This is a genomic window from Streptomyces sp. NPDC002076, assembly GCF_053593835.1.
The window spans coordinates 131,836-150,060 of sequence record NZ_JBSFDI010000021.1; the positions used below are offsets into that span (position 1 = coordinate 131,836).

14 protein-coding genes and 1 pseudogene are annotated in these 18,225 nt (G+C 69.9%); 6 read left to right on the forward strand and 9 right to left on the reverse strand.

Annotated elements, in window-relative coordinates:
• The first annotated feature begins 15 nt into the window (after positions 1–15).
• Together ACWCQS_RS35000 and ACWCQS_RS35005 are read left to right on the forward strand one after the other, a co-directional pair.
• Positions 16–816, forward strand: coding sequence for a maleylpyruvate isomerase family mycothiol-dependent enzyme (locus ACWCQS_RS35000; RefSeq protein ID WP_451008186.1), 801 nt, complete (start codon positions 16–18; stop codon positions 814–816).
• A gap of 526 nt (positions 817–1,342) precedes the next feature.
• Positions 1,343–2,206, forward strand: coding sequence for an alpha/beta fold hydrolase (locus ACWCQS_RS35005; RefSeq protein WP_451008187.1), 864 nt, complete (start codon positions 1,343–1,345; stop codon positions 2,204–2,206).
• Between the two features lie 81 nt (positions 2,207–2,287).
• On the opposite strand, the pseudogene ACWCQS_RS35010 reads toward ACWCQS_RS35005, so the two are convergent.
• Both ACWCQS_RS35010 and ACWCQS_RS35015 read right to left on the reverse strand, forming a co-directional pair.
• Positions 2,288–2,416: pseudogene (locus ACWCQS_RS35010) on the reverse strand (YbhB/YbcL family Raf kinase inhibitor-like protein); the annotation flags it as partial.
• 65 nt (positions 2,417–2,481) lie between these two features.
• Positions 2,482–2,610: a hypothetical protein gene (locus tag ACWCQS_RS35015; protein ID WP_451008188.1), complete on the reverse strand. Its 129-nt coding sequence runs from the start codon at positions 2,608–2,610 to the stop codon at positions 2,482–2,484.
• Positions 2,611–2,825: 215 nt separating this feature from the next.
• Between ACWCQS_RS35015 and ACWCQS_RS35020 the strand changes: the two genes are divergently transcribed.
• The gene (locus ACWCQS_RS35020) at positions 2,826–3,524 is read left to right on the forward strand and encodes a type 1 glutamine amidotransferase domain-containing protein (RefSeq protein WP_451008189.1); all 699 of its coding nucleotides are present in this window, start codon (positions 2,826–2,828) and stop codon (positions 3,522–3,524) included.
• Between the two features lie 150 nt (positions 3,525–3,674).
• On the opposite strand, the gene ACWCQS_RS35025 is transcribed toward ACWCQS_RS35020, so the two are convergent.
• Positions 3,675–4,205 carry a recombinase zinc beta ribbon domain-containing protein gene (locus ACWCQS_RS35025; protein WP_451008190.1) on the reverse strand — a complete coding sequence of 177 codons (531 nt, stop codon included), beginning with the start codon at positions 4,203–4,205 and terminating at the stop codon, positions 3,675–3,677.
• Positions 4,206–4,509: 304 nt separating this feature from the next.
• On the opposite strand from ACWCQS_RS35025, the gene ACWCQS_RS35030 reads away from it, so the two are divergent.
• Positions 4,510–5,073 (forward strand): dihydrofolate reductase family protein, encoded by a 564-nt coding sequence (locus ACWCQS_RS35030; RefSeq protein WP_451008191.1) that lies wholly within the window; start codon positions 4,510–4,512, stop codon positions 5,071–5,073.
• A 308-nt stretch (positions 5,074–5,381) separates the two neighbouring features.
• Positions 5,382–6,041: an MSMEG_1061 family FMN-dependent PPOX-type flavoprotein gene (locus tag ACWCQS_RS35035; RefSeq protein ID WP_451008192.1), complete on the forward strand. Its 660-nt coding sequence runs from the start codon at positions 5,382–5,384 to the stop codon at positions 6,039–6,041.
• Positions 6,042–6,127: 86 nt separating this feature from the next.
• Here ACWCQS_RS35035 and ACWCQS_RS35040 read toward each other — a convergent pair whose 3' ends face one another.
• The 5 genes from ACWCQS_RS35040 to ACWCQS_RS35060 all read right to left on the reverse strand — a co-directional run bounded on the left by ACWCQS_RS35040 (position 6,128) and on the right by ACWCQS_RS35060 (position 13,479).
• Positions 6,128–8,062 (reverse strand): ArnT family glycosyltransferase, encoded by a 1,935-nt coding sequence (locus ACWCQS_RS35040; RefSeq protein WP_451008193.1) that lies wholly within the window; start codon positions 8,060–8,062, stop codon positions 6,128–6,130.
• A gap of 71 nt (positions 8,063–8,133) precedes the next feature.
• The gene (locus tag ACWCQS_RS35045; RefSeq protein ID WP_451008194.1) at positions 8,134–9,225 is read right to left on the reverse strand and encodes an NlpC/P60 family protein; all 1,092 of its coding nucleotides are present in this window, start codon (positions 9,223–9,225) and stop codon (positions 8,134–8,136) included.
• Between the two features lie 44 nt (positions 9,226–9,269).
• Positions 9,270–9,752, reverse strand: a complete 483-nt coding sequence (locus ACWCQS_RS35050; RefSeq protein ID WP_451008195.1) for a poly-gamma-glutamate biosynthesis protein PgsC/CapC — start codon at positions 9,750–9,752, stop codon at positions 9,270–9,272.
• Positions 9,749–11,212: a poly-gamma-glutamate synthase PgsB gene (gene pgsB / locus ACWCQS_RS35055; RefSeq protein ID WP_451008196.1), complete on the reverse strand. Its 1,464-nt coding sequence runs from the start codon at positions 11,210–11,212 to the stop codon at positions 9,749–9,751. Before pgsB ends, ACWCQS_RS35050 begins: the two co-directional genes overlap by 4 nt.
• A 14-nt stretch (positions 11,213–11,226) precedes the next feature.
• Positions 11,227–13,479, reverse strand: coding sequence for a HAMP domain-containing protein (locus ACWCQS_RS35060; RefSeq protein ID WP_451008197.1), 2,253 nt, complete (start codon positions 13,477–13,479; stop codon positions 11,227–11,229).
• Positions 13,480–14,111: 632 nt separating this feature from the next.
• On the opposite strand from ACWCQS_RS35060, the gene ACWCQS_RS35065 reads away from it, so the two are divergent.
• Positions 14,112–14,945, forward strand: coding sequence for a PIG-L family deacetylase (locus ACWCQS_RS35065; protein WP_451008198.1), 834 nt, complete (start codon positions 14,112–14,114; stop codon positions 14,943–14,945).
• Positions 14,946–15,107: 162 nt separating this feature from the next.
• On the opposite strand, the gene ACWCQS_RS35070 is transcribed toward ACWCQS_RS35065, so the two are convergent.
• On the reverse strand, positions 15,108–17,864 hold the full coding sequence (locus ACWCQS_RS35070) for an ATP-binding protein (protein WP_451008199.1): 2,757 nt from the start codon (positions 17,862–17,864) through the stop codon (positions 15,108–15,110).
• Positions 17,865–18,225: the final 361 nt, after the last annotated feature.

Consider the following 18,225-nt stretch of genomic DNA (forward strand, 5'->3'; position numbering starts at 1 on the left):
GAGGCTGGAGAAACGATGACCCATGCCGGCCTGGCAGCCGCACGTTCGAGCACGGCGCAACTCGCCGAAATCATCCCTCAGTTGAACGACGACCAGTGGGAGCTGCCGTCCGCGTGCGCCGGCTGGCGCGTCATCGACGTGGTGGCCCACCTCGCTGCCCTCGCCTCAGAGGCGGTGGACCCTCCACCGCCCGACCCCTCACTGCCGAAGAACCGCGAGCGCTACCACGACCTGCGCGTCGACGAACGCCGTGGCTGGAGCCATGCCGAAGTACTCGACGAGTGGCGGCGCAGCACCCCTCGGCAGCTGGACCTCCTGGAAGCGGCCCAGGAACCGCCCGGCGCGGACGAGTCCGTCGAGGTGGCCGGGCTCGGGACGTATCCGCGCCATCTCCTGGCGAACACCATGGCGTTCAACGTCTTCTGTCACCTGCGCAACGACATGCTCGCTCCGGACGGCCCGCTCCCGTTCACCCTGCCGGAACCGACCGACGACCAGGTCGCCCCCGCCATCGAGTTCATGCTCGCCGGCCTTCCCCAGATGCAGGGGCCCGAACTCACCGCCACCGTCAGCCGGCCCCTCGTCCTCGACCTGACCGGGCCGGGCGCCACCACCGTCACGATCCTCCCCGCGACCGCACCGGACGGACAGCTGACCGTGACACCCGGCGCGGACGCCGTCGCCACCCGGATCCACAGCACGGCCCTCGACTTCATCGCCTGGGCCACCACCCGCAAACCCTGGCGCGACCACTGCCGCATCACGGGCGACGCGTCCGCCGCGACCCCGTTCCTCGACCACCTCGACATCATTTAGCGGATCTCCCGTGACAGGAGGTCTTCGACCAGATCGCGGCGGCCCTGACCGCGGACCGGGCGGCGTACTTCACGGAGTGGAACAAAGATCGAGGCCTGCGGTCCACGCTCGGCCGCGCTCGTCCCTTCGAACGAGTACGTGGCCATCGAGGGCGCCGGCCACGGCCTGTGCTGGACGCACGCCGACGACGCCAACGTCCAGTTGCTCAGCCTTTTCCGCCGACCAGGAGCGGTGAAAAGGAACCGTTCGTGTACTCGACGGTCATATTCAGTGACCCGGACAACATTCAACTCGAGTTCGTCGCCGTCGGCTGGACGGGGAAACTGAAAGCACCGGGATAAAGCGGCCTCGATGCCGGCGGCCTCCCTGGAAGCCGGCGAATAATCCTTGTCGACCACAGCCTGCGGCAGTGATGCCGCGAGATTCTGAGTTCACTCGAATGGCCCCTGCGCCGGGACGAGCCGTCACGCGCCGTCGAATATGGAATCCCGGGCGTCGTCCGACGTCCCCGCACCGAAGGACCGGCATGCGAATATCCCGCGAGTCCCTCCGTACCGTGCACATGGCCCGTTGGGCTGCGGCTCTTCTGGCCGTATCGGGTCTCACCTGCGCACTGACAGTCGAAACGGCGCAGGCCGGTGGTGGTCCGAGCGGTGATCCCGGCCGGGCGAAGCCCACCATCGTGCTCGTGCACGGCGCCTTCGCCGACGCGTCGAGCTGGAACGGGGTCGTGCAGCGGCTCCAGCAGAACGGCTACACGGTGGACGCGCCGGCCAACCCGCTCCGCGGCATTCCCCAGGACTCGGCCTACCTCGCGAGCTTCCTGAAGTCCGTCAAGGGACCGATCGTCCTGGTCGGCCACTCCTACGGCGGCGAGGTGATCTCCCAGGCCGCCGCCGGAAACGACAACGTCAAGGCCCTCGTCTACATCAACGCGATCATGCCGGACACGGGAGAGTCCTTCTCCAGCCTCTCCGCGAAGTTCCCGGCCGCCCCGCTCACCAAGGCCCTGAAGCAGGTGCCCTTCAGCAACGGTGACGGCACCACCGGCACGGACGTCTACGTACAGCCGGACAAACTGCACCAGGTCTTCGCCGCCGACCTGCCCACCAGCCAGACCGACCTCATGGGAGCCACCCAGCGTCCGATCGCGCTGTCGGCGTTCGCGGACAAGCTCACCGGCGCCGCCTGGCGGAACAAGCCCGTGTACGTCCTCGTCGGCAGGCAGGACCAGGCGATCAACCCGGCCCTGGAGCTGTTCGAGGCGAAGCGCGCGAACGCCCGTAAGACAGTGGAGATCAACTCCTCGCACGTGTCCCTCGTTTCCCACCCGCAGACGGTCAAGAACCTGATCGTCGACGCCGCCGAGGACTATATGCGGAAGAAGTGAAAGGAGGTGGCTGTACGAGGGTCCGTCGGCTTGCTGACGGGCGCTACCGAGGTACCTTCTGTAGCCGGCGTCGTTGGCCAGTGTCATCGCGCCACCCGGCAGATCCCTGCCGTCCCCCGCCCCGGCCGGAAGGTCGGTCACGGAGGCGGGGAGATTGGCCACAGCCCAATGCCAGGAGCCCGAAGCGGTGGGCACATCGGGGTCGAACATCGCCACTGTGAAACTCCGGTCTCCACGGGAAAACCGGACCGGCTCAGCTGTGGTGAGATGTCCGATCAGCCTGCCCCCAGGAGGCCGCTCGCCTGCTCACGGGCCAGTTGCTCGCCGTTGGCCACGGAATCGGAAGTCAACGAGAAGGTGCTGATCGGCGGCATGAAATCGTGGGGGCCATAGGGTTTGATCATGGCAATCCTCCGAAATGTTCTACTGTCGGAGCCGTGCGTATCCTATTTTTCGGCGCCAGAATTCCATTAGTGTTTCTTGACGTTCGCATACGATACGCGTGCATCGATCGGTCGCAAGTTGCCGGTTTCGAGTTGTGTGTTCACGCTTGTTATGTAGGTCTCAAACTGGTCATAACTGCACCCTCCCTGGGTGTCATCTTCTAGAGGAGCATCCCATGGCCAAGATCTTGTGCGTGATGACCGGCGCAAGCTATTGGACCCTGAAGGACGGGCATCGGCACCCCACCGGCTACTGGGCCGAGGAATTCGTGGCGCCTTACACCGTGTTCACCGATGCCGGACACGAGGTCACCGTGGCAACTCCGCAAGGTGTCATTCCCGTTGTGGACACGATGAGCCTGCGGCCCAGTATGGCGGGTGGCGAGGAGAACTCCCTCCGGGAGGAGGCCGTCATCGAGAAGGCCGAGGAGTTGCGGCACCCCGTCTCCCTCAAGGACGTGCATCTCGAGGACTTCGACGCGGTCTACTACCCCGGAGGCCACGGCCCGATGGAAGACCTTTCGGTCGACCCGGATTCCGGGGCGCTCCTGCGGGAGGCACTCGCCTCCGGCAAACCCCTCGGCGTCGTGTGCCATGCCCCGGCCGCTTTCCTCGCGACCCGTGACGAGAACGGCGACACGCCTTTCGTGAACTACCGTGTGACGGGTTTCTGCAACGAGGAGGAGGCTGGTGTCGGTTTCGCCGACAAGGCCAAGTGGCTACTGGAGGACGAGCTGAAGAAACTGCCCACCGACTATTCGCGGGGGCCTGCCTGGGAGCCCTACACGGTCGCGGACCGCAACCTCATCACGGGCCAGAACCCGGCGTCCTCGGGCCCCCTCGCCAAGGAACTCGTCAAGGCTCTGTCCTCCTGAAAGGATCTACCGGCTCTCGGTCACAGGAGCCGGTGCCCCGCCGGGGCGACGCCCGGCGGGGCTGACAGAACTCATCAAGAAGCGTCGGCGGGCTGTCGAGCTCAGCGTCCTGCCCTCTGTGACATCGGTCGATATGCGAGACCCCTGCCGTCAGAACAGCCTCTGGCAAGCCCGTTCCTGCCTGGCGCGTCGTAGGCGAGCGAGATCTCCTGACTGCGGAGGTAGAACGATTGCCCGGGCCGGTGTGGGCGGCCGCATTGCGTCCTTGCTTACGGCAGCCCGGCCGGGATGATCCATCTGGCCGGCGAGGCCGGGGCCGGGGCGGGTGGCGCCGGTGTGGCCGTGGCGGCACCGGTAGCCGGGACTGTCGTGGCTCCAGTGGGACTCCATGCGCCCGCCGCAGACGCCGCAGCACAGCAGCCCGGCCAGGAGATAGGTGCGTCCCTGTGCTGTCTGATGGCGCGGGCGCAGGTTCTGGACGGTGATGAAGTCGGCCTCGCTGACCAGCGCCGGGCGCTGCGCTGGGCGGGCGGAGATGATCCAGTCGCTGGGAGTGTTCCAGCGCATGACGTCGCGGTGGCCGAGGGTGGTGTTGGCCGGATCGACGAGGTCGTGGTCGGTGCGCCGGCGGTTCCAGACCTGCCGGCCGGTGCAACGGGGATTGGCCAGGACGGCCCGCACGTGTTCAGCACCCAGCGCCGCCCACCGCGGTGCGGGTTCCGGGCTCGATCGGCGGCGGCCGGGAACCAGTGGGTTCAGGGCTCCGTCTGCGTGGCCGGATTGCGTGGTCCCGGCGCCTCCATGCGTCGGGATATGGCCGTCGTACTTCACGATGCCCTGCGCAATTGATGCCTCTGAGGCAATGAGACCTTCTCAACGAAATGATCTCGTGACGTGACTCGGCCCAGGGGATTCCGCGAGCCGCGATGAGTCCTGCGGCGTTCGGCGGTCGTACTGTCGAACCCGTTACCGAGGAGGACTTCTGATGCGCAGCGTGACCTATTCGATGAACGTCTCACTGGACGGCTACATTGTCGGGCCGGACGGTGGCTTCGACTGGACGGCGCCCGACGAGGAGGTCTTTCGCTTCTGGATCGACGAGATTCGACAGGTCGGCGTCCACCTGTTGGGACGACGGCTGTACGAGACGATGCTGTACTGGGAGACCGCCGACCAGGATCCTGCGCTCGACGACTCCATGCTCGAGTGGACCGCGCTCTGGAAGCCGCTGCCAAAGGTGGTGTTCTCCACCACGCTGTCGGCGGTGCAGGGCCATGCCCGCCTGGCCTCCGGCGGCCTGGCGGAGGAGATCGAGCGGTTGCGAGCCGAGCCGGAAGAGGGCGACATTGCGATCGGCGGCGCGACTCTCGCCGTCGAGGCGGCCGCGTTGGGTCTGATCGACGAGTACCGGGCCATGGTCTACCCGGTGCTGGTCGGCGGTGGCATTCCGTTCTTCCCCCAGCACGAACGCCGGGTGGATCTCGAACTCCTCGAGACCCGCACCTTCAGCTCGAGAGTCGTCTACCTCCGCTACCGCGTGGCGCGTTAGCCGGCTCGTCCGCCGAGCCCCAGGGGGTGATGTCGCCGATTCGGCCTGGGCTGAGGGTGACTTGCCCGCCAGCGGTCGCCCTCACGTCGTCCATGACGCCCGGACTCACAGCCCGCCACCCGGCGCGGGGCGAGTTCCGCGACCAACTCGCCCAGTTTTTGGCGCGACAGCCCGCAGAAGGCAGGATGGGACATTGGCCGCGCGGGTCTGCTTGATCCTCACGCATCAGGCAACTCGCGAGGCCGTTCTTGATGCCCCGCAGCTCCCGACCAAGATCAATCCTGGGTCGGCCCATTAGGGTCGGAGCCATGACGACACCCCTTGCCAGTAGTGCCTTTGACTCCCTCCGCCTCGACGCCGTGCCCGACGAGCAGGCGTTGCGCCGGGTCTACGATCTCCCCAGCGACGCGGCCGTGCGCAAGCAGATGACCGAACTCACCGAGCAGACACGGCGGTTGATCGGCTGCTCATCGCTGGTCCTGGTCGCCAGCGCGGATGCCGAGGGCAACTGTGACGTCTCCCCGCGCGGCGGCCCCGCCGGGTTCGTCACCGTCCTGGACGCACGGACGGTGGCGATACCGGACGCGACCGGCAACAAGCGTCTGGACACCCTGCAGAACGTCGTCGCCACCGGACGGGCCGGGCTGCTGTTCGTCATTCCCGGGCGCACCACGACGCTCAGGGTGAACGGCCGGGCCTGCGTCTCCACCCGTCCGGAACTGCTGTCGCAGCTGACCGCCGTGGGCAAGCCGCCGGCCAGTGCGCTGGTGCTGGGGATCGAGGAGGTCTACCCGCACTGCCCCAAGTCGCTCCTGCGCAGCGGGGCCTGGAAGCCGGAGCAGTGGCTGCCGGCGGACGCCCAGCCGACCTCGGCCGAGGTGACGCTGGCCCAGCTGCGGATGCCAGAGCTGACGATCGCCGACATCGAGCAGGCGGAGGCGGATTCGCTCAAGTACCGGTACGAGTAGCGGGCAGACCTTGCGATTGCTGAACCACCAGCCCGCCGAACCAGCACGCTCCGAGATCAGTAGCGGGAGGTTCGGGGGGGGGCGCCTCACCTCTGGGTGTTGCAGTCGTAGAGGGCGAAGCTGCCGGCGGTGCGGCGGCCGTAGGCCGTGGGCGGGATGCGGGTGCAGTGGGACTTCACCCAGGTGGTGGCGGGAGTGGTGGGGCGCTGGGTGGTGAGCAGCGCATAGCGCAGTTGGTGGGTGGTGACGAGGCTGCCCAGCTGTTGGGCGGTGGGGAAGGGGGTGTTGCCGGTGAAGCCGCCCATGACGAGGATGGCCTCGGACTTCGCGCGCAGCAGGGGCTCGGCGGTGTAGGCGGCCTGGGTGGCGAGCAGGTACTTCTCGCCGTGGCGGTGCGTGGTGAGGTAGTCGAGCAGGGCGGTGTCGCGGGCACTGGGCCGGTCGAGTCCTACCCGCTGCGGAGCGTGGCGGTGGTGGACGCCGTACGCCTTGCCGACCGGACCGGCCATCGGCGAGGTGGCGGCGCCCGCGTAGAGCGGGTCGAGGCTGGAGATGGCCCAGCCTGCCGGTACGACCAGGGTGGCCGCGATCCCGGCGGCGAGGGCGGCGTGGACCATCCGCGGGGAGGTGCGCGGCCCGCGGGTCCACAGGCCCGCCACGCCGCACAGCGCGAGCATCACGGCGATCGGCAGCAGCCGTGAGACGAACCGGGTCGGCCAGTCGAGTACCAGTGCCCACGCCGCCGTCAGCACGATCGCCGCCGGCAGCGCCATGTGCCGCCGGCCGCCCGTCCCGTGCTCCGCCTCGTGCACCGGCTGGTACTGCGCCTCGTACTCCGACCGGAAGAGCGCGAGCCCGCCGCCGGCCAGCGCGGCGAGTGCCGGGGCGATGACGGCCGTGTAGTAGGCGTGGTTGCCGTTGGAGGAGCTGAACACCAGGGCATGTACGGCCAGATAGCCGCCCCACATCACAAATCCCGTGCGCAGCGGATCCGTTCGCGGTTGCCCGGCGCGCCAGACGACGCCCAGGACCGCGGCGAGCACGGCGAGCGGCAGGAACCAGGCGATCTGCGGGCCGACCGTGTGGTTGACCAGCATGCCCCAGCCGGTGTTGCCGGTGGTGCGGCTGGCGGCGGTGCCCGCGACGGCGCCGAACGCGGTGGAGTCGCTGCCGAAGCGGCTCAGTCCGTTGTAGCCGAAGACCAGGGTGAACGGATCGTTGTTGGAGGTGCCGTCGAGGTACGGGCGGTTCGCGGCCGGTGTCGCCCAGGCGATCAGCACCCAGGAGCAGGAGACCGCCAGGGCGACCGCGCCGGCCAGCAGGACGCGCAGAGCCCGGTTCAACCTGGTCCCGGGGGCGGCGAGTTGGTAGACAGCGGCGAAGACGGGCAGCACCAGCCACGCCTGCAGCATCTTGGTCTGGAAGGCGAGCCCGATCCAGATCCCGCAGGTGATCAGCGGCAGCAGCCGCTCGGTGCGCACCGCCTTCTGCAGCGCTCCGGCGGCCGCAACCAGCAGCAGGGTGAGTGCGGTGTCCGGGATGGTGGCCCGCGTGAGGGCCACGGTGACCGGGGTGAGGGTGAGCGTGAGCGCGGCGATCAGCGCGGCGAACGGCCCGGCCCAGGCCCGTACGATCCGGTGCAACAGCCATACGGTGAGCACGCCCTCGACGACCTGCGGCAACGCGGCCGCCCAGGTGTGCGGGCCGAAGATCCAGACGGTGACGGCGTCGGGCCAGAAGGCGCCGGGCAGCTTGTCGATACTGATCGAACCGCTCGCGTCGAGCCCGCCGAAGAAGAAGGCCCGCCAACTGTCGGCCATCGACCGTATCGCCGCGCCGTAGAAGGGATGGAGCGCGGCGTGCCCGATGCCCCAGGAGTACAGCACCGTGGCGACGACCAGCACCGTGGCGAGCGCCGGGCGCTCCCAGCGCGGGGCGTCTTCCGGTGGGACGGAGCGGCGGCCGGCCGCCCGGCGGCCTCGGTGCGCGCCGGTGGGCTGGACGACGGGGACGGCGGTCATGGCAGTGGTCCTCGGATCAGCAGGTCAGGTGAGGCGGTGGGACACAGGGGGCGGGCTCATCGGGCGGGGGGTCACAGGCGGCGGGCCGCCCGGAAGCCGCGGGCGTAGAAGTCGGTGCCGTCCAGCAGCGAGCGGCCCGAAAGGTCGCCCAGGGTGGGGCCGTTGGCGGCGGAGCGGCTGGAGTAGAAGCGGTGCCGGCCCTGGTCGTCGAGGCCCATGTACATGCCGCAGTGGTCGATGAAGTTCGGCCGGTCCTTGATGATGGCGAAGAAGACCAGATCCCCGGGTTGCAGGGCGCCCAGGTCGGTGGGCTGCTCGCCGGTGTCCGGGATCACCAGGCGGCCGGGGCCGTAGGCGGCGATGGCGAAGGCGCGGCGCGGCAGTCCGGGGCCCCGGGTGTTGGTGTTGTGCAGCGGGACGCCCATGCGGTAGCCCCACACCAGACGCTGGAAACCGGAACAGTCCACGTCGCCGTAGCGGGCCCGCTCCGGCTGCACGCGCGTGCCGTCCGGGAAGGTCCAGTCAATGCCCAGATAGTCGTAGAAGTCGGACTGTTCGTCGTGGTAGGCGAAGTCCAGCGGGTTGTTGACCTTGGCGTTGCGCGGACCGAAGTGGGCGGTGCCCGCGTAGCGCACACCGGCCGCGTTGTGCTTGTCGGGCGCCCCGGCGCTCGAGTACTCGAACGCCACCGCGAAGACGTCCGGGCTGGTGTCGCCGAGCGCCTTGCGGAACCAGCCCTTGAACCAGGCGGACTTCTCCATGCCCTGCTGCCACTCGTGCGGCAGCACCCGCACCCAGGCGTCCGTGGTCACCTTGGCCTCGGTGGTCCGCGGCTCGCCGAAGGTGCGGTTGGGGCCGGTGAGTACGGCCGTACGGGCTCCGTCGGTGAACGTGGCGAGCGTGCCGCCGTCGGCGGCGCGGACCACGGTGCGGTCGGGAGCGGACAGCCGCTCGAAGGTGTGGGGCCCGGTGGCCCGGGCGCTCGGGCCGGTGCCCGTGCCGTCGGCGGCCGTACCGCCGAGGTCGTCGCCTCCGCCGCGGTCGTGCCCGAGGTGGTCCCAGGCGTACCCGCCCGCCGCCCCGGCGGCCGCCACGCCCGCGATCGTCCAGAGCACGGCGCGGCGCGTCGGGCGGCTGCCTCTGGCGGTGGGTTCGGAGTGCATGGCCGATCCTCCTGGAAGTGCGAGGTGAGAGTGCGGTGGACAGGTCAGCCGGTGGGCAGCAGGCCGATCAGCAGACCGGAGACCAGCACCACGTACGTGGCCAGCGTCACCGCCGTGGTCGAGATCAGTGTGGCCGCCATCGGCTGGCGGACCATCTGGTAGGAGACCAGGCCGGGGACGATGAAACCAAGGGTCTGTGACGTGTACAGCAGCGGAAACTCGTGGCTGAGCGCGAGCATCACGGTGGTCTGCATCAGCACCGCGCACAGCACCACGGCGGCGAACAGCCGCTTGCCGTAGAGAATCACCGTGCGCTGCACCAGCTTCGTCATGAAGTACGTGAGCGCCGCCACACCGACCATCAGGGCGGCCATCTGCACGTCGGTGACGAGCGTGAGGGCGATCCACCCAGGGGTGATCATCCCCCCGGGGGAGAGGTTGGTCGTCAGATAGCAGACGAGCGAGAAGATCAGCCCGAGGGCGATCCCGAGCGCGGCGGTCTGTGCGGTGAGGTTGGCGGGGATCACGGGTTCCTCGTGGACTGGGACGGATCGTAGGAGTGGTGCGGGGCGCCTTGGGCACTCTCGGCGGCGGGCCGGCCCTGGCGGGCGGCGAACCGGCGGGCGAGTTCGCGCTGCTCCGGGACATGGAAGCCGTACGCCGGTGTCTCCAGCGGCGCGACCCAGCTGTACGGCTCCGGCTCGGGCGGACGGGCCACCGCGATCCGCGGCCGGGGCAGCGCGATCTGCATGGTTTCCTGGTCCAGGCCGTCACCGTCGGGAACGGCGTCGAGCGGGTCCTCGGAGTCGTCCAGCGGCAGTTCGGCGAGGCATTCCAGGAACAGCTCGCCCTGGCCGTGGATGTTGCCGATCGCCACCAGCGAGGAGGCCGGGCCGAGTTCCGCGAGCATCGCCGCGGTCAGTTCCTGGGGGTCCCGGCGGTCGCCACCGAGATCCACCACCCGTCCGGTGAAGCCGGACGGAATCGCATCGCGGGCGCTCTTGGTCGGATGGCCGATCAGAAACACGGTCTCGGCGGCCAGGTCGGGGACGATCGCGCCCATCTGGCCGTTGCGCTCCACCCGGTCCGGGCGGCAGTTGATGACGACGCTGAGCGGCCGTCTGATCGCGCCCAGATCCTCCAGCTGCTTGACGTTCATCAGCGTCGACTCGGGGTCGTTGGCCGCGAAGACGTTGGCGAACCGCAGCCGCTTGCCCTCGGGGGTGACGTAGCGCTCCACCGACAGCACGCCCGGGTCGGGCGGCGCGTCCCACATGCCCTGCATCGCGGTCTGCCGGTCGATGCCGAGGAGTTCGGCGACGGTGAGCGCGATCGCCACGTTCTCCTTGAAGGTGAACCAGCTGAAGCCGCGCAGCTCCTCGTCGGTGACCGTCTCGGGATCGGCGTAGACCAGCTTGCAGTTACGGGCGTCGGCCTCCTCCTGGAGGATGTGGAAGCGGTCCTTCTCCGCCGTCACGCACACCCCGCCCACCGGCATCGAGCGGGAGAGGGAGCGGGCGACGTCGTCCAGCGTCGGCCCCATCTCCTCCAGGTGGTCCTCGCGGACATTGCACAGCACGCCGATCGTGGAACGGATCAGCTTCTCCTGGTTGATCTCCTGCAGCGCGGGCATCACCGCCATGCACTCGATCACCAGTGCGTCCGGCCGGTAGGTCGCCGCCCGCCGCACGATGCCGATCTGCTCGACGATGTTGGACAGCCCGAACTTGCGGTACACCGGCTCCTCGGTGGCATCCGGGTGGATGAACCGGGCCGCGGTGCCGGTGGTCTTGGCCACCGTGACCAGGCCGCCGCCGCGCAGTGCGCCCGCGCACAGCCGAGTGATCGAACTCTTGCCGCGGATGCCGTTGACCAGCACCCGCGTCGGTATCTGCTCCAGCGAGGCGAAGTGCCGCTGCTGCTCCAGGATTCCGGCGATCCACAGCGCGGCACAGGACAGCAGGACTATGACATAGAGGAAGAGCATGCCGATTCCGTCCTTTACCGCTGGAGGGTGTTCTCGCGCAGGGACCCGGAGACCCTGGCGGCATGGCCGGATCTGGCCGCCCGGTCGCGTTCCGCCAGGGCCTGGCGCATCAGCTCCAGGCCGCGGGTGACGGAGCCGATCTCGTCGTGGTTGACCGGGTGCAGCACGGTGCGGCGGTCTCCGCCGGCGAGCCGCTCGACGAGCACGGCGACCGCGCGCAGCGGCCGGATCACCACGACATGCAGCCAGCCCAGGCAGGCCGCGCCCAGGCTGAGGCCCAGGATCCCGGCGAGCATGGTGCGCTGCTCGGCCTGCACCGCGGGGATCTGGAGCGCCGCCGCGGGCTCCGCGGTCACCACGTGCCAGCCGAGGTGGGCCGTCGGGCCGCTCTGCGCCAGCGGCGCCGCCGCGTCGACCGACGGGCCGGAGGACGTGCTGAGCACCGCCGAGTTCGCGGTGCCCGCGGTACCCGGGGCGCCCTGGGTACCGCGGGCCAGACGGGTCAGGCCGGGGTCGGGCAGCGACTGGAAGGCGCGGTAGCCCACGCTTGCCGCCAGCACCTTGTTGTCGTCGTTCGTCACCCACACGCTGCCCAGCTTGGGCCTGGCCAGCACGGAGTTGAGCGCCTTCACGTCGATCTCGCCGAACAGGACCACCCCGGCCGCCGGGGCCTTGCCCTTGACGGCGCGGACCTGGGCGTAGGCGGCGATCGCCGGGATCCGGCCCGAGGTGTTGACGGTGGTGATCCCGCCGCCGTCGGGCACGTGGACGAGGGTGCGCAGCGGTGTGTCGCCCACCCTCAGCGTGATGCCGCCCGAGCGGTCCAGGAGATACAGCGAGCGGTACTGCTTGTGGTCGGCGAGGGTGTGCCGCAGAACCTCGGTCTGGGCAGCGCGGCTGCGGCCGGGCAGACTCGCCGCCACGTCGCTCAGGTCGGTGTACGACTGGTCGAGGGACTGCCGGACCCGGTTCGCCGCGACCTGGGTGCGCGCCTGCTGGTCGGCGAGGACCGGAACCGGAACCGCGGTCGCGGTGTCCGCCCGGTTCAGCATGAAGATCATCGGCACCGCCCAGCAGGCCACCACCACCACGCCGACCACGGCCAGCGCCCGGTAGCCCGGTCCGCGCCGGGCCGGGAACTCCTGCGGGCCGCTCTCGCCGAGCAGTTGCAGGCGCAGCGACTCCAGTGCCCGCCCGATCCGGGCCAGTTCCCCGAAGCCGTGCACCGGAACCGGCCGGAACAGCTCCTCGAACGCGCCCGGCGCGTCCTCGGTCGCGCCCCGGGCCAGGCGCCCGGCGGACAGATACAGCCGTAGCAGCGGCCGCTGCACGAAGAAGTGCAGCACCAGCCCGAGCAGCAGCGCGAGTCCGGCCAGCGCCCCCGCGGCCTCGAGCGCGAAGCGCGAGTGGTCCGCGGCGGCGGTCGTGGTGGGCACCGCGCGCGAGGTGAACACCACCAGACCGAGGTTGTCGGTGTCGCCCGGACCGGTCGCCGAGGCGACCTGGGCCCAGCCGGCCACCGTGCGCCGGGAGCCCGTGGCGGCGCCCAGCATGCTTCCCGAGGCGTCGGTGTCACGCCCCGACTCCTTCGCCGCACGGGCCGCCGCCGCGGGCAGACCGCTGTCGGTGGCGGCCGGCGATGCCGCGCCGTCGGCCGTGGTGGCGAGCGCCGTGCCGCGCGCGTCCAGCACCTCGGCGGTGCGTCCGTCGCCGTACGTCGTGAGGACGGGGAGCGTCTCGCAGACCACCAGCAGCCACCGCCGGTCGGGCCGGCTCGGGGCCTGGAACTGGTCCTGGTTGGCGTCCTCCTGCTGCGCGGGCAGCGTGACCCGTGCGAAGTACAGCAGTTGTCGCGTGCCGCCCGAGGTCACCAGCCGGGGCGGGATCGCCCCGTGCCCGGACGCCGTCTGGACGACGTCCACCCCGGCCAGCGGCACCGCACTGCCGCCGGCCGCCAGCAGTTTGCCGGTGCGCGGGTCGAGGAGCGCCTTGCCGAGGACCGCCTTCCTGGCGGAGGTCAGCGCTTTGAGCGCGGTCGTGGGGGTCGATGCGCTCGTCGCCGGGTACGCGCCCGCCGTACGGCGTACGGTGCTCGCCTCGACGTCGATCGTGGTGCGCACCGACTGCGCGGTGTCCGCGGCGATCTGCTGCTCGCCGTTCAGCACGGCCTGCGGCACCCGCTCGGCGTGTACGCCGTCGAGGCCGATCACGGTCAGGGCGGCGACCACCAGTAGGAGTACGACGAGTGCGGCGATCGGCGGGCGCACCCCGCCAAGCATCGGCATATCGGCGCGGCGGCGGAGGCGGTGCCGGCGCGGCGCCCGGGGGGCGGAGGGCAGGGCAGGGGATCCTTCCTCAACTGGCGCCGAGCGCCGTAATGTTCGACAGCGCGAACACTCTAGCCTCATGCGATTACATAATCATCACACTTTCGTCCCTGTGTCGTACGCGTAAACGGGGCCACTGGGCCACGGCCGACGCATGCGGCCCCCTGACACGCCGAGGGGCGGACCCGCGGATCAGAGCATGAAGGGGCGGTCGCCACCGGCTTTGCGGCGACCAACAGCGGTCTGCGGCCGACAAGCCCGCGCATGTGCCACGAGCCGACGAACTCGTGAAGGCCCACGGGCATTCCCAGAAGCGATGTGCACGGGAGCGAGCGCCAAGGCCCAGGAGTTCCCAGGCACGGTGGGAACATCCGATGCGGCCGGCGCTGTTGCACCGGCCGAGGAACTGACGCCGCGCGGGCGGGGAACAGAGAGACGAAAATGCTCGCCCGCCCCGACGGGATCCGGGCTCCCGGGTCCGCGGTACGCCCGGTCACCCGATGTCGGGGCGACCACTTGTACGCCTGGCGCAGACTCGGACCAAGGCCTTTTCACTACAGGAGGACTGTTTCATGAATGACCGGCCCTTGACACTCATGGCGGTGCACGCCCACCCCGACGATGAGGCCACTGGAACGGGAGGTGTCCTCGCACGGTACGCGGCGGAGGGCATCCGCACGGTCCTCGTGACATGCACCGACGGCAGTTGCGGTGACGGACCGGGGGGTGTCAAGCCGGGCGATCCCGGCCACGATCCGGCAGCCGTCGCCTTGATGCGGCGGCAAGAACTCGAGTCGAGCTGCAGCATCCTGAAGGTCAGCCACCTGGAAACGCTCGACTACGCCGACTCCGGGATGATGGGCTGGCCGACCAACGAAGCCCCGGGATCCTTCTGGCAGACACCCGTGGAGGAGGGCGCTGCCCGACTCGCGGAACTCATGCGCCGCTACCAACCCGATGTGGTCGTCACCTACGACGAGAACGGCTTCTACGGCCACCCCGACCATATCCAGGCAAACCGGATCACGATGAGGGCGCTGGCCATGACCGCGCAGACTCCGAAGGTGTACTGGACGACGGCGCCCCGCTCGATGATGCAGCGGTTCGGGGAGGTCATGCGCGAGTTCGGTGCGGACTGGCAGGAGCCGGATCCCGCCGAGGCCGCCGCGATGGCCGAGATCGGCCTCCCCGACGCGGAGATCACCACCTGGGTGGACACCAGCGCGTTCGGCGGTCAGAAGTTCGATGCACTGGCCGCGCACGCCAGCCAGGGCGAGAACATCTTCTTCCTCAAGATGGGCCAGAAAAGGTTCACCGAATTGATGGGCGTCGAGACCTTCGTCCGTGTCCAGGACACCACCGGCGCTGCCGTGCCCGAGAACGACCTCTTCGCCGGACTGCGCTGATCCGCCCGCCTTCCGGGGGCTGAGAAGGCACTCCACCCGGGCAGCGCCGGCGGGGAACGTCGGACCGAGGCAAGCAACACCGGCTCTGTGATGGGTGAGGGCCGGTGCCTGTCCGGTGTACCTGTGGTCGCGCCCTGGGCGCTTGGCCTCTGCTGGGTGACGTCAGTGCCGTAGCTCCTCGGTATCCGCACGGCCCGGCTCTGCCGTCCGCTCTTCCCTATGCACCGCGGTGTGCAGTTCACTCGGGCGGAAGCCCGCGGCGGCCATCTCCGTGTGCGCCCGCGCCGCGAGATGTTCCGCGCCGCACCTCTCCGCCAGGTCGGCACCCTCGAAGAGCAGTTCCGCCGCCCGATCGGCATGGCCGCGGCGTCTGAGGCCGATGGCGAAGTCGACCAGTGCCTCGGCGTACAGGTACTGATTCGGGGACTTGCCGAGCGTCTCCACCGCGCGCTCCAGCAGCGCCATGGTGTCCCCGTCCTCGGACACCGCCGCGCTGAAGCGCAATGCCTCACCTTTGGCGGTGGGCGTGCCGTAACGCTCCGCTCGGCGCAGTGTCTGCGCTGCGAGAGCGCGGGCGCCTGCGGGGTCCTCCGGGGCGAGGGCGAGGGCGAGGTGTCCCGCCCAGGGACACCAGGTCGGATTGAGTATGCCTTTGCCCTCCAGCCGTTCCCCGGCGGCGGTGAGTTGGGCGATGGCTTCCCTGCGCCGCCCACGGACGAGCAGCAGGCGCCCGTACAGCGTCTGGGGATCCGGGAAGACCACCGCGTTGGGGTAAGGGGGCGCGAAGTCGTGCATCTCGGCGACGTTCAGCGCTTCCTCGAAGTGGCCGCGGGACAGCAGGACGTCGAGCAGCAGCCCGACGGCGTACCACTTGGCGGGCAACCTGGGTCCGACGCGGTCCGCCAGCCGGACTGCCTCACGCGCGCAGCGCTCGGCCTCGACGAGCAGTCCGCGCCGGAAGTGGACCAGGCCGAGGAGGCTGAAGCCGAAGGAGAGGTGGGCTCCGCTCCATCCGACTTGCTGGCACTCGGCGATGGCGGAGCTGAACAGCTCCTCCGCGCGGTCGCACTCGTCGGCGTACATGTATCCGAGCGCGGTGATGCTGGGCAGCTCGAAGCCCCAGTCGGGGTCGGTGTAGCTGAGCCCCACGGCGCGTGCGGCGACGGCCAGTGCGTGTTCGGCCGGCTCACTGCGCAGCGTGGCATCCCAGGTGCGCAGGCACAACAGGGCCTTCTCTCCCGCGTTCTGCCCGGACAGATGCTCGGCGAGCCGCGCGAGCCGACGGGAACGGACAGACGCCTGTACCTCCTGCGTGTCGAAGACCCGCCACAGGTGGTGTGCGGCCTGCAGGCGCAGCCGCGCCCCGGATGTCCGTGCCTGGGCGGCCTCGGCCCCCACCACAGCGGCTGCCTCGCCGAGCTGGTCGTTGTGGGCGAGAGCCTGGGCCAAGCGGAAGGTGGCGTCCTCTCTGAGCGTGGGGTCGAGGTCGGGAAGCTGCAAGGCCGCCGAGAGGTGGTTGACTGTGGTGGCCGGGGAGGTGAGCAGGGCAGAGCAGCCGAGCTCGTAGAGCACGGCCGCACGTTCCTCGGGCGGGGGCGGTTCGCGCAGCGCACGCTCGAGGCAGCGACGAGCGGCGTCCGGAGCACCTTGGCGAAGGTTCTCCCGTGCGGCCGCGCGCAGTTGCTCCACGGTCTGCGGGTCGTTGCTCGGATGGGTCTCCAGCAGGTGCCGGGCGGCGACGGTGATGTTCAAGCCCGCGTCGGTCACCGCGCTGGCGGCCTGCCCGTGTATGGCGGTCCGCATCGCCGGTGGGATGGCCCGGTACACGGCAGTGGCGATGAGGGGGTGGACGAACTCGAGCGTCCTGGTGCCGGTCAGGATACGAGCGACTCGCAAGGTGTCAATGGCGTCCTGAGCCTCGGCCGGTGGCAGTCCGGCCACCGAAGCCGCCAGTTCGGGGGAGATCTCGGTACCGAGTACGGCCGCCGCCCAGGCGAGCCGCACGGCCCGGTTGCCGAGCCTCTCCAGTCGCTTGACCAGTCCGGTGCCGCGAGACGACGCACCAAGGTCCCGCAGCAGATGAGCCGATTCCTCGGAGGGGGTCAGGCCTCGGTCCTGGATCTTGGCGACGAGTTCGACGGTCTCGTAGGGGTTACCACCGGTGACGGCCCAGCACTCGCGGCAGAAGGGATCGTCCGCGTGCGGCCCGAGGACGCCGCGGACCAGTTTCGCGACCGACTCAGGGCTGAGAGCGCGCAGGCTGATCGGGTGTGACCCGCGACCGTCGACCAGTTCACGGAACGCCGCGGCCTCCGCCGGAAGTTCGTCCGGGCGGTACCCCAGGACGATCAGGACGGGAAGCTCCTGCACGCGCACGGCGAACGTGGCCAGCCAGGTGAGGGACTCCGTATCGCCCCAGTGAGCATCGTCGACGACCGTGATGATCGGCGCCTTGCGCACGGCGAGCTGTGTGAGGACCCAGTCCAGACCGTCCCGGACGCCCTGTGGATCCGGTACGGCGGTGCCGGCCTGCTGGGCGAAGAGGCCGACGGCCGGCCCCGCGATCTCGTACCAGCCCCCGAAGATGTCGCGACGCTCGGCCTCGGTGCAGGAGGCCAGGACGGGTTGCAGCAACTGCCGGACGACGTGGAAGGGAACCGTATGCTCCTGCTCGCTGCCGCGCGCGGACAGGACCGTGCACCCGCGGGCAGCGGCCATGCCTCGGATCTCGGCCAGCAAAGTCGTCTTGCCCAGTCCTGCGGCGCCGCTCAGGAACAGCAGCCCGCCACGTGGACCACCGCTGTCCGCCGAGCGGTTGCAGAGCGCCTCCACTGCCTCCCGCGCGGCGGCCACCTCGTGGTCACGCTCGTACAGGGGCGTTCCGGCCCGGCTGGGGCCTACCGAACCGACTCGCCTCACGCTGCGCTCCTGCTCCGGCACGCTGTTCCCCTCGCTTCCCAGCCTGTTGGTCAGCCTAGCGAGGTGGGACGACGAGCCATAGAAAGATGCAGGAAACCGTGCAGGCGGTATTCCCAGCAGGGAGCCGCAGTGGTAGGCGGCGAGCGCCGTCGCGAGGCGTACAGGTCTGGAGCGCCGTCCAGGCGGCGGCGGTTCCGTCGCCGAGGGGGTGGTGCGGGTCACCGCCGCCGGCACCGAACGCGTCTCCATCCCCGTGACCGTCCTCGGTTCGAAGGCGCCTCGGGTGAGGACTGCGGCAGCACACCCAGCAGGAGGCACACCTCACGCGCACCAGGCGTGAGGCCACGGTTCACCTGTGATT

Excerpts from the sequence above, each read along its gene's own strand:
- ACWCQS_RS35000 (WP_451008186.1), top strand. The coding sequence starts at position 16 with ATGACCCATGCCGGCCTGGCAGCCGCACGTTCGAGCACGGCGCAACTC.
- pgsB (WP_451008196.1), bottom strand. The coding sequence starts at position 11,212 with ATGCTCTTCCTCTATGTCATAGTCCTGCTGTCCTGTGCCGCGCTGTGG.
- ACWCQS_RS35020 (WP_451008189.1), top strand. The coding sequence starts at position 2,826 with ATGGCCAAGATCTTGTGCGTGATGACCGGCGCAAGCTATTGGACCCTG.
- ACWCQS_RS35045 (WP_451008194.1), bottom strand. The coding sequence starts at position 9,225 with ATGCACTCCGAACCCACCGCCAGAGGCAGCCGCCCGACGCGCCGCGCC.
- ACWCQS_RS35065 (WP_451008198.1), top strand. The coding sequence starts at position 14,112 with ATGAATGACCGGCCCTTGACACTCATGGCGGTGCACGCCCACCCCGAC.
- ACWCQS_RS35040 (WP_451008193.1), bottom strand. The coding sequence starts at position 8,062 with ATGACCGCCGTCCCCGTCGTCCAGCCCACCGGCGCGCACCGAGGCCGC.
- ACWCQS_RS35030 (WP_451008191.1), top strand. The coding sequence starts at position 4,510 with ATGCGCAGCGTGACCTATTCGATGAACGTCTCACTGGACGGCTACATT.
- ACWCQS_RS35005 (WP_451008187.1), top strand. The coding sequence starts at position 1,343 with ATGCGAATATCCCGCGAGTCCCTCCGTACCGTGCACATGGCCCGTTGG.
- ACWCQS_RS35035 (WP_451008192.1), top strand. The coding sequence starts at position 5,382 with ATGACGACACCCCTTGCCAGTAGTGCCTTTGACTCCCTCCGCCTCGAC.
- ACWCQS_RS35015 (WP_451008188.1), bottom strand. The coding sequence starts at position 2,610 with ATGATCAAACCCTATGGCCCCCACGATTTCATGCCGCCGATCAGCACC.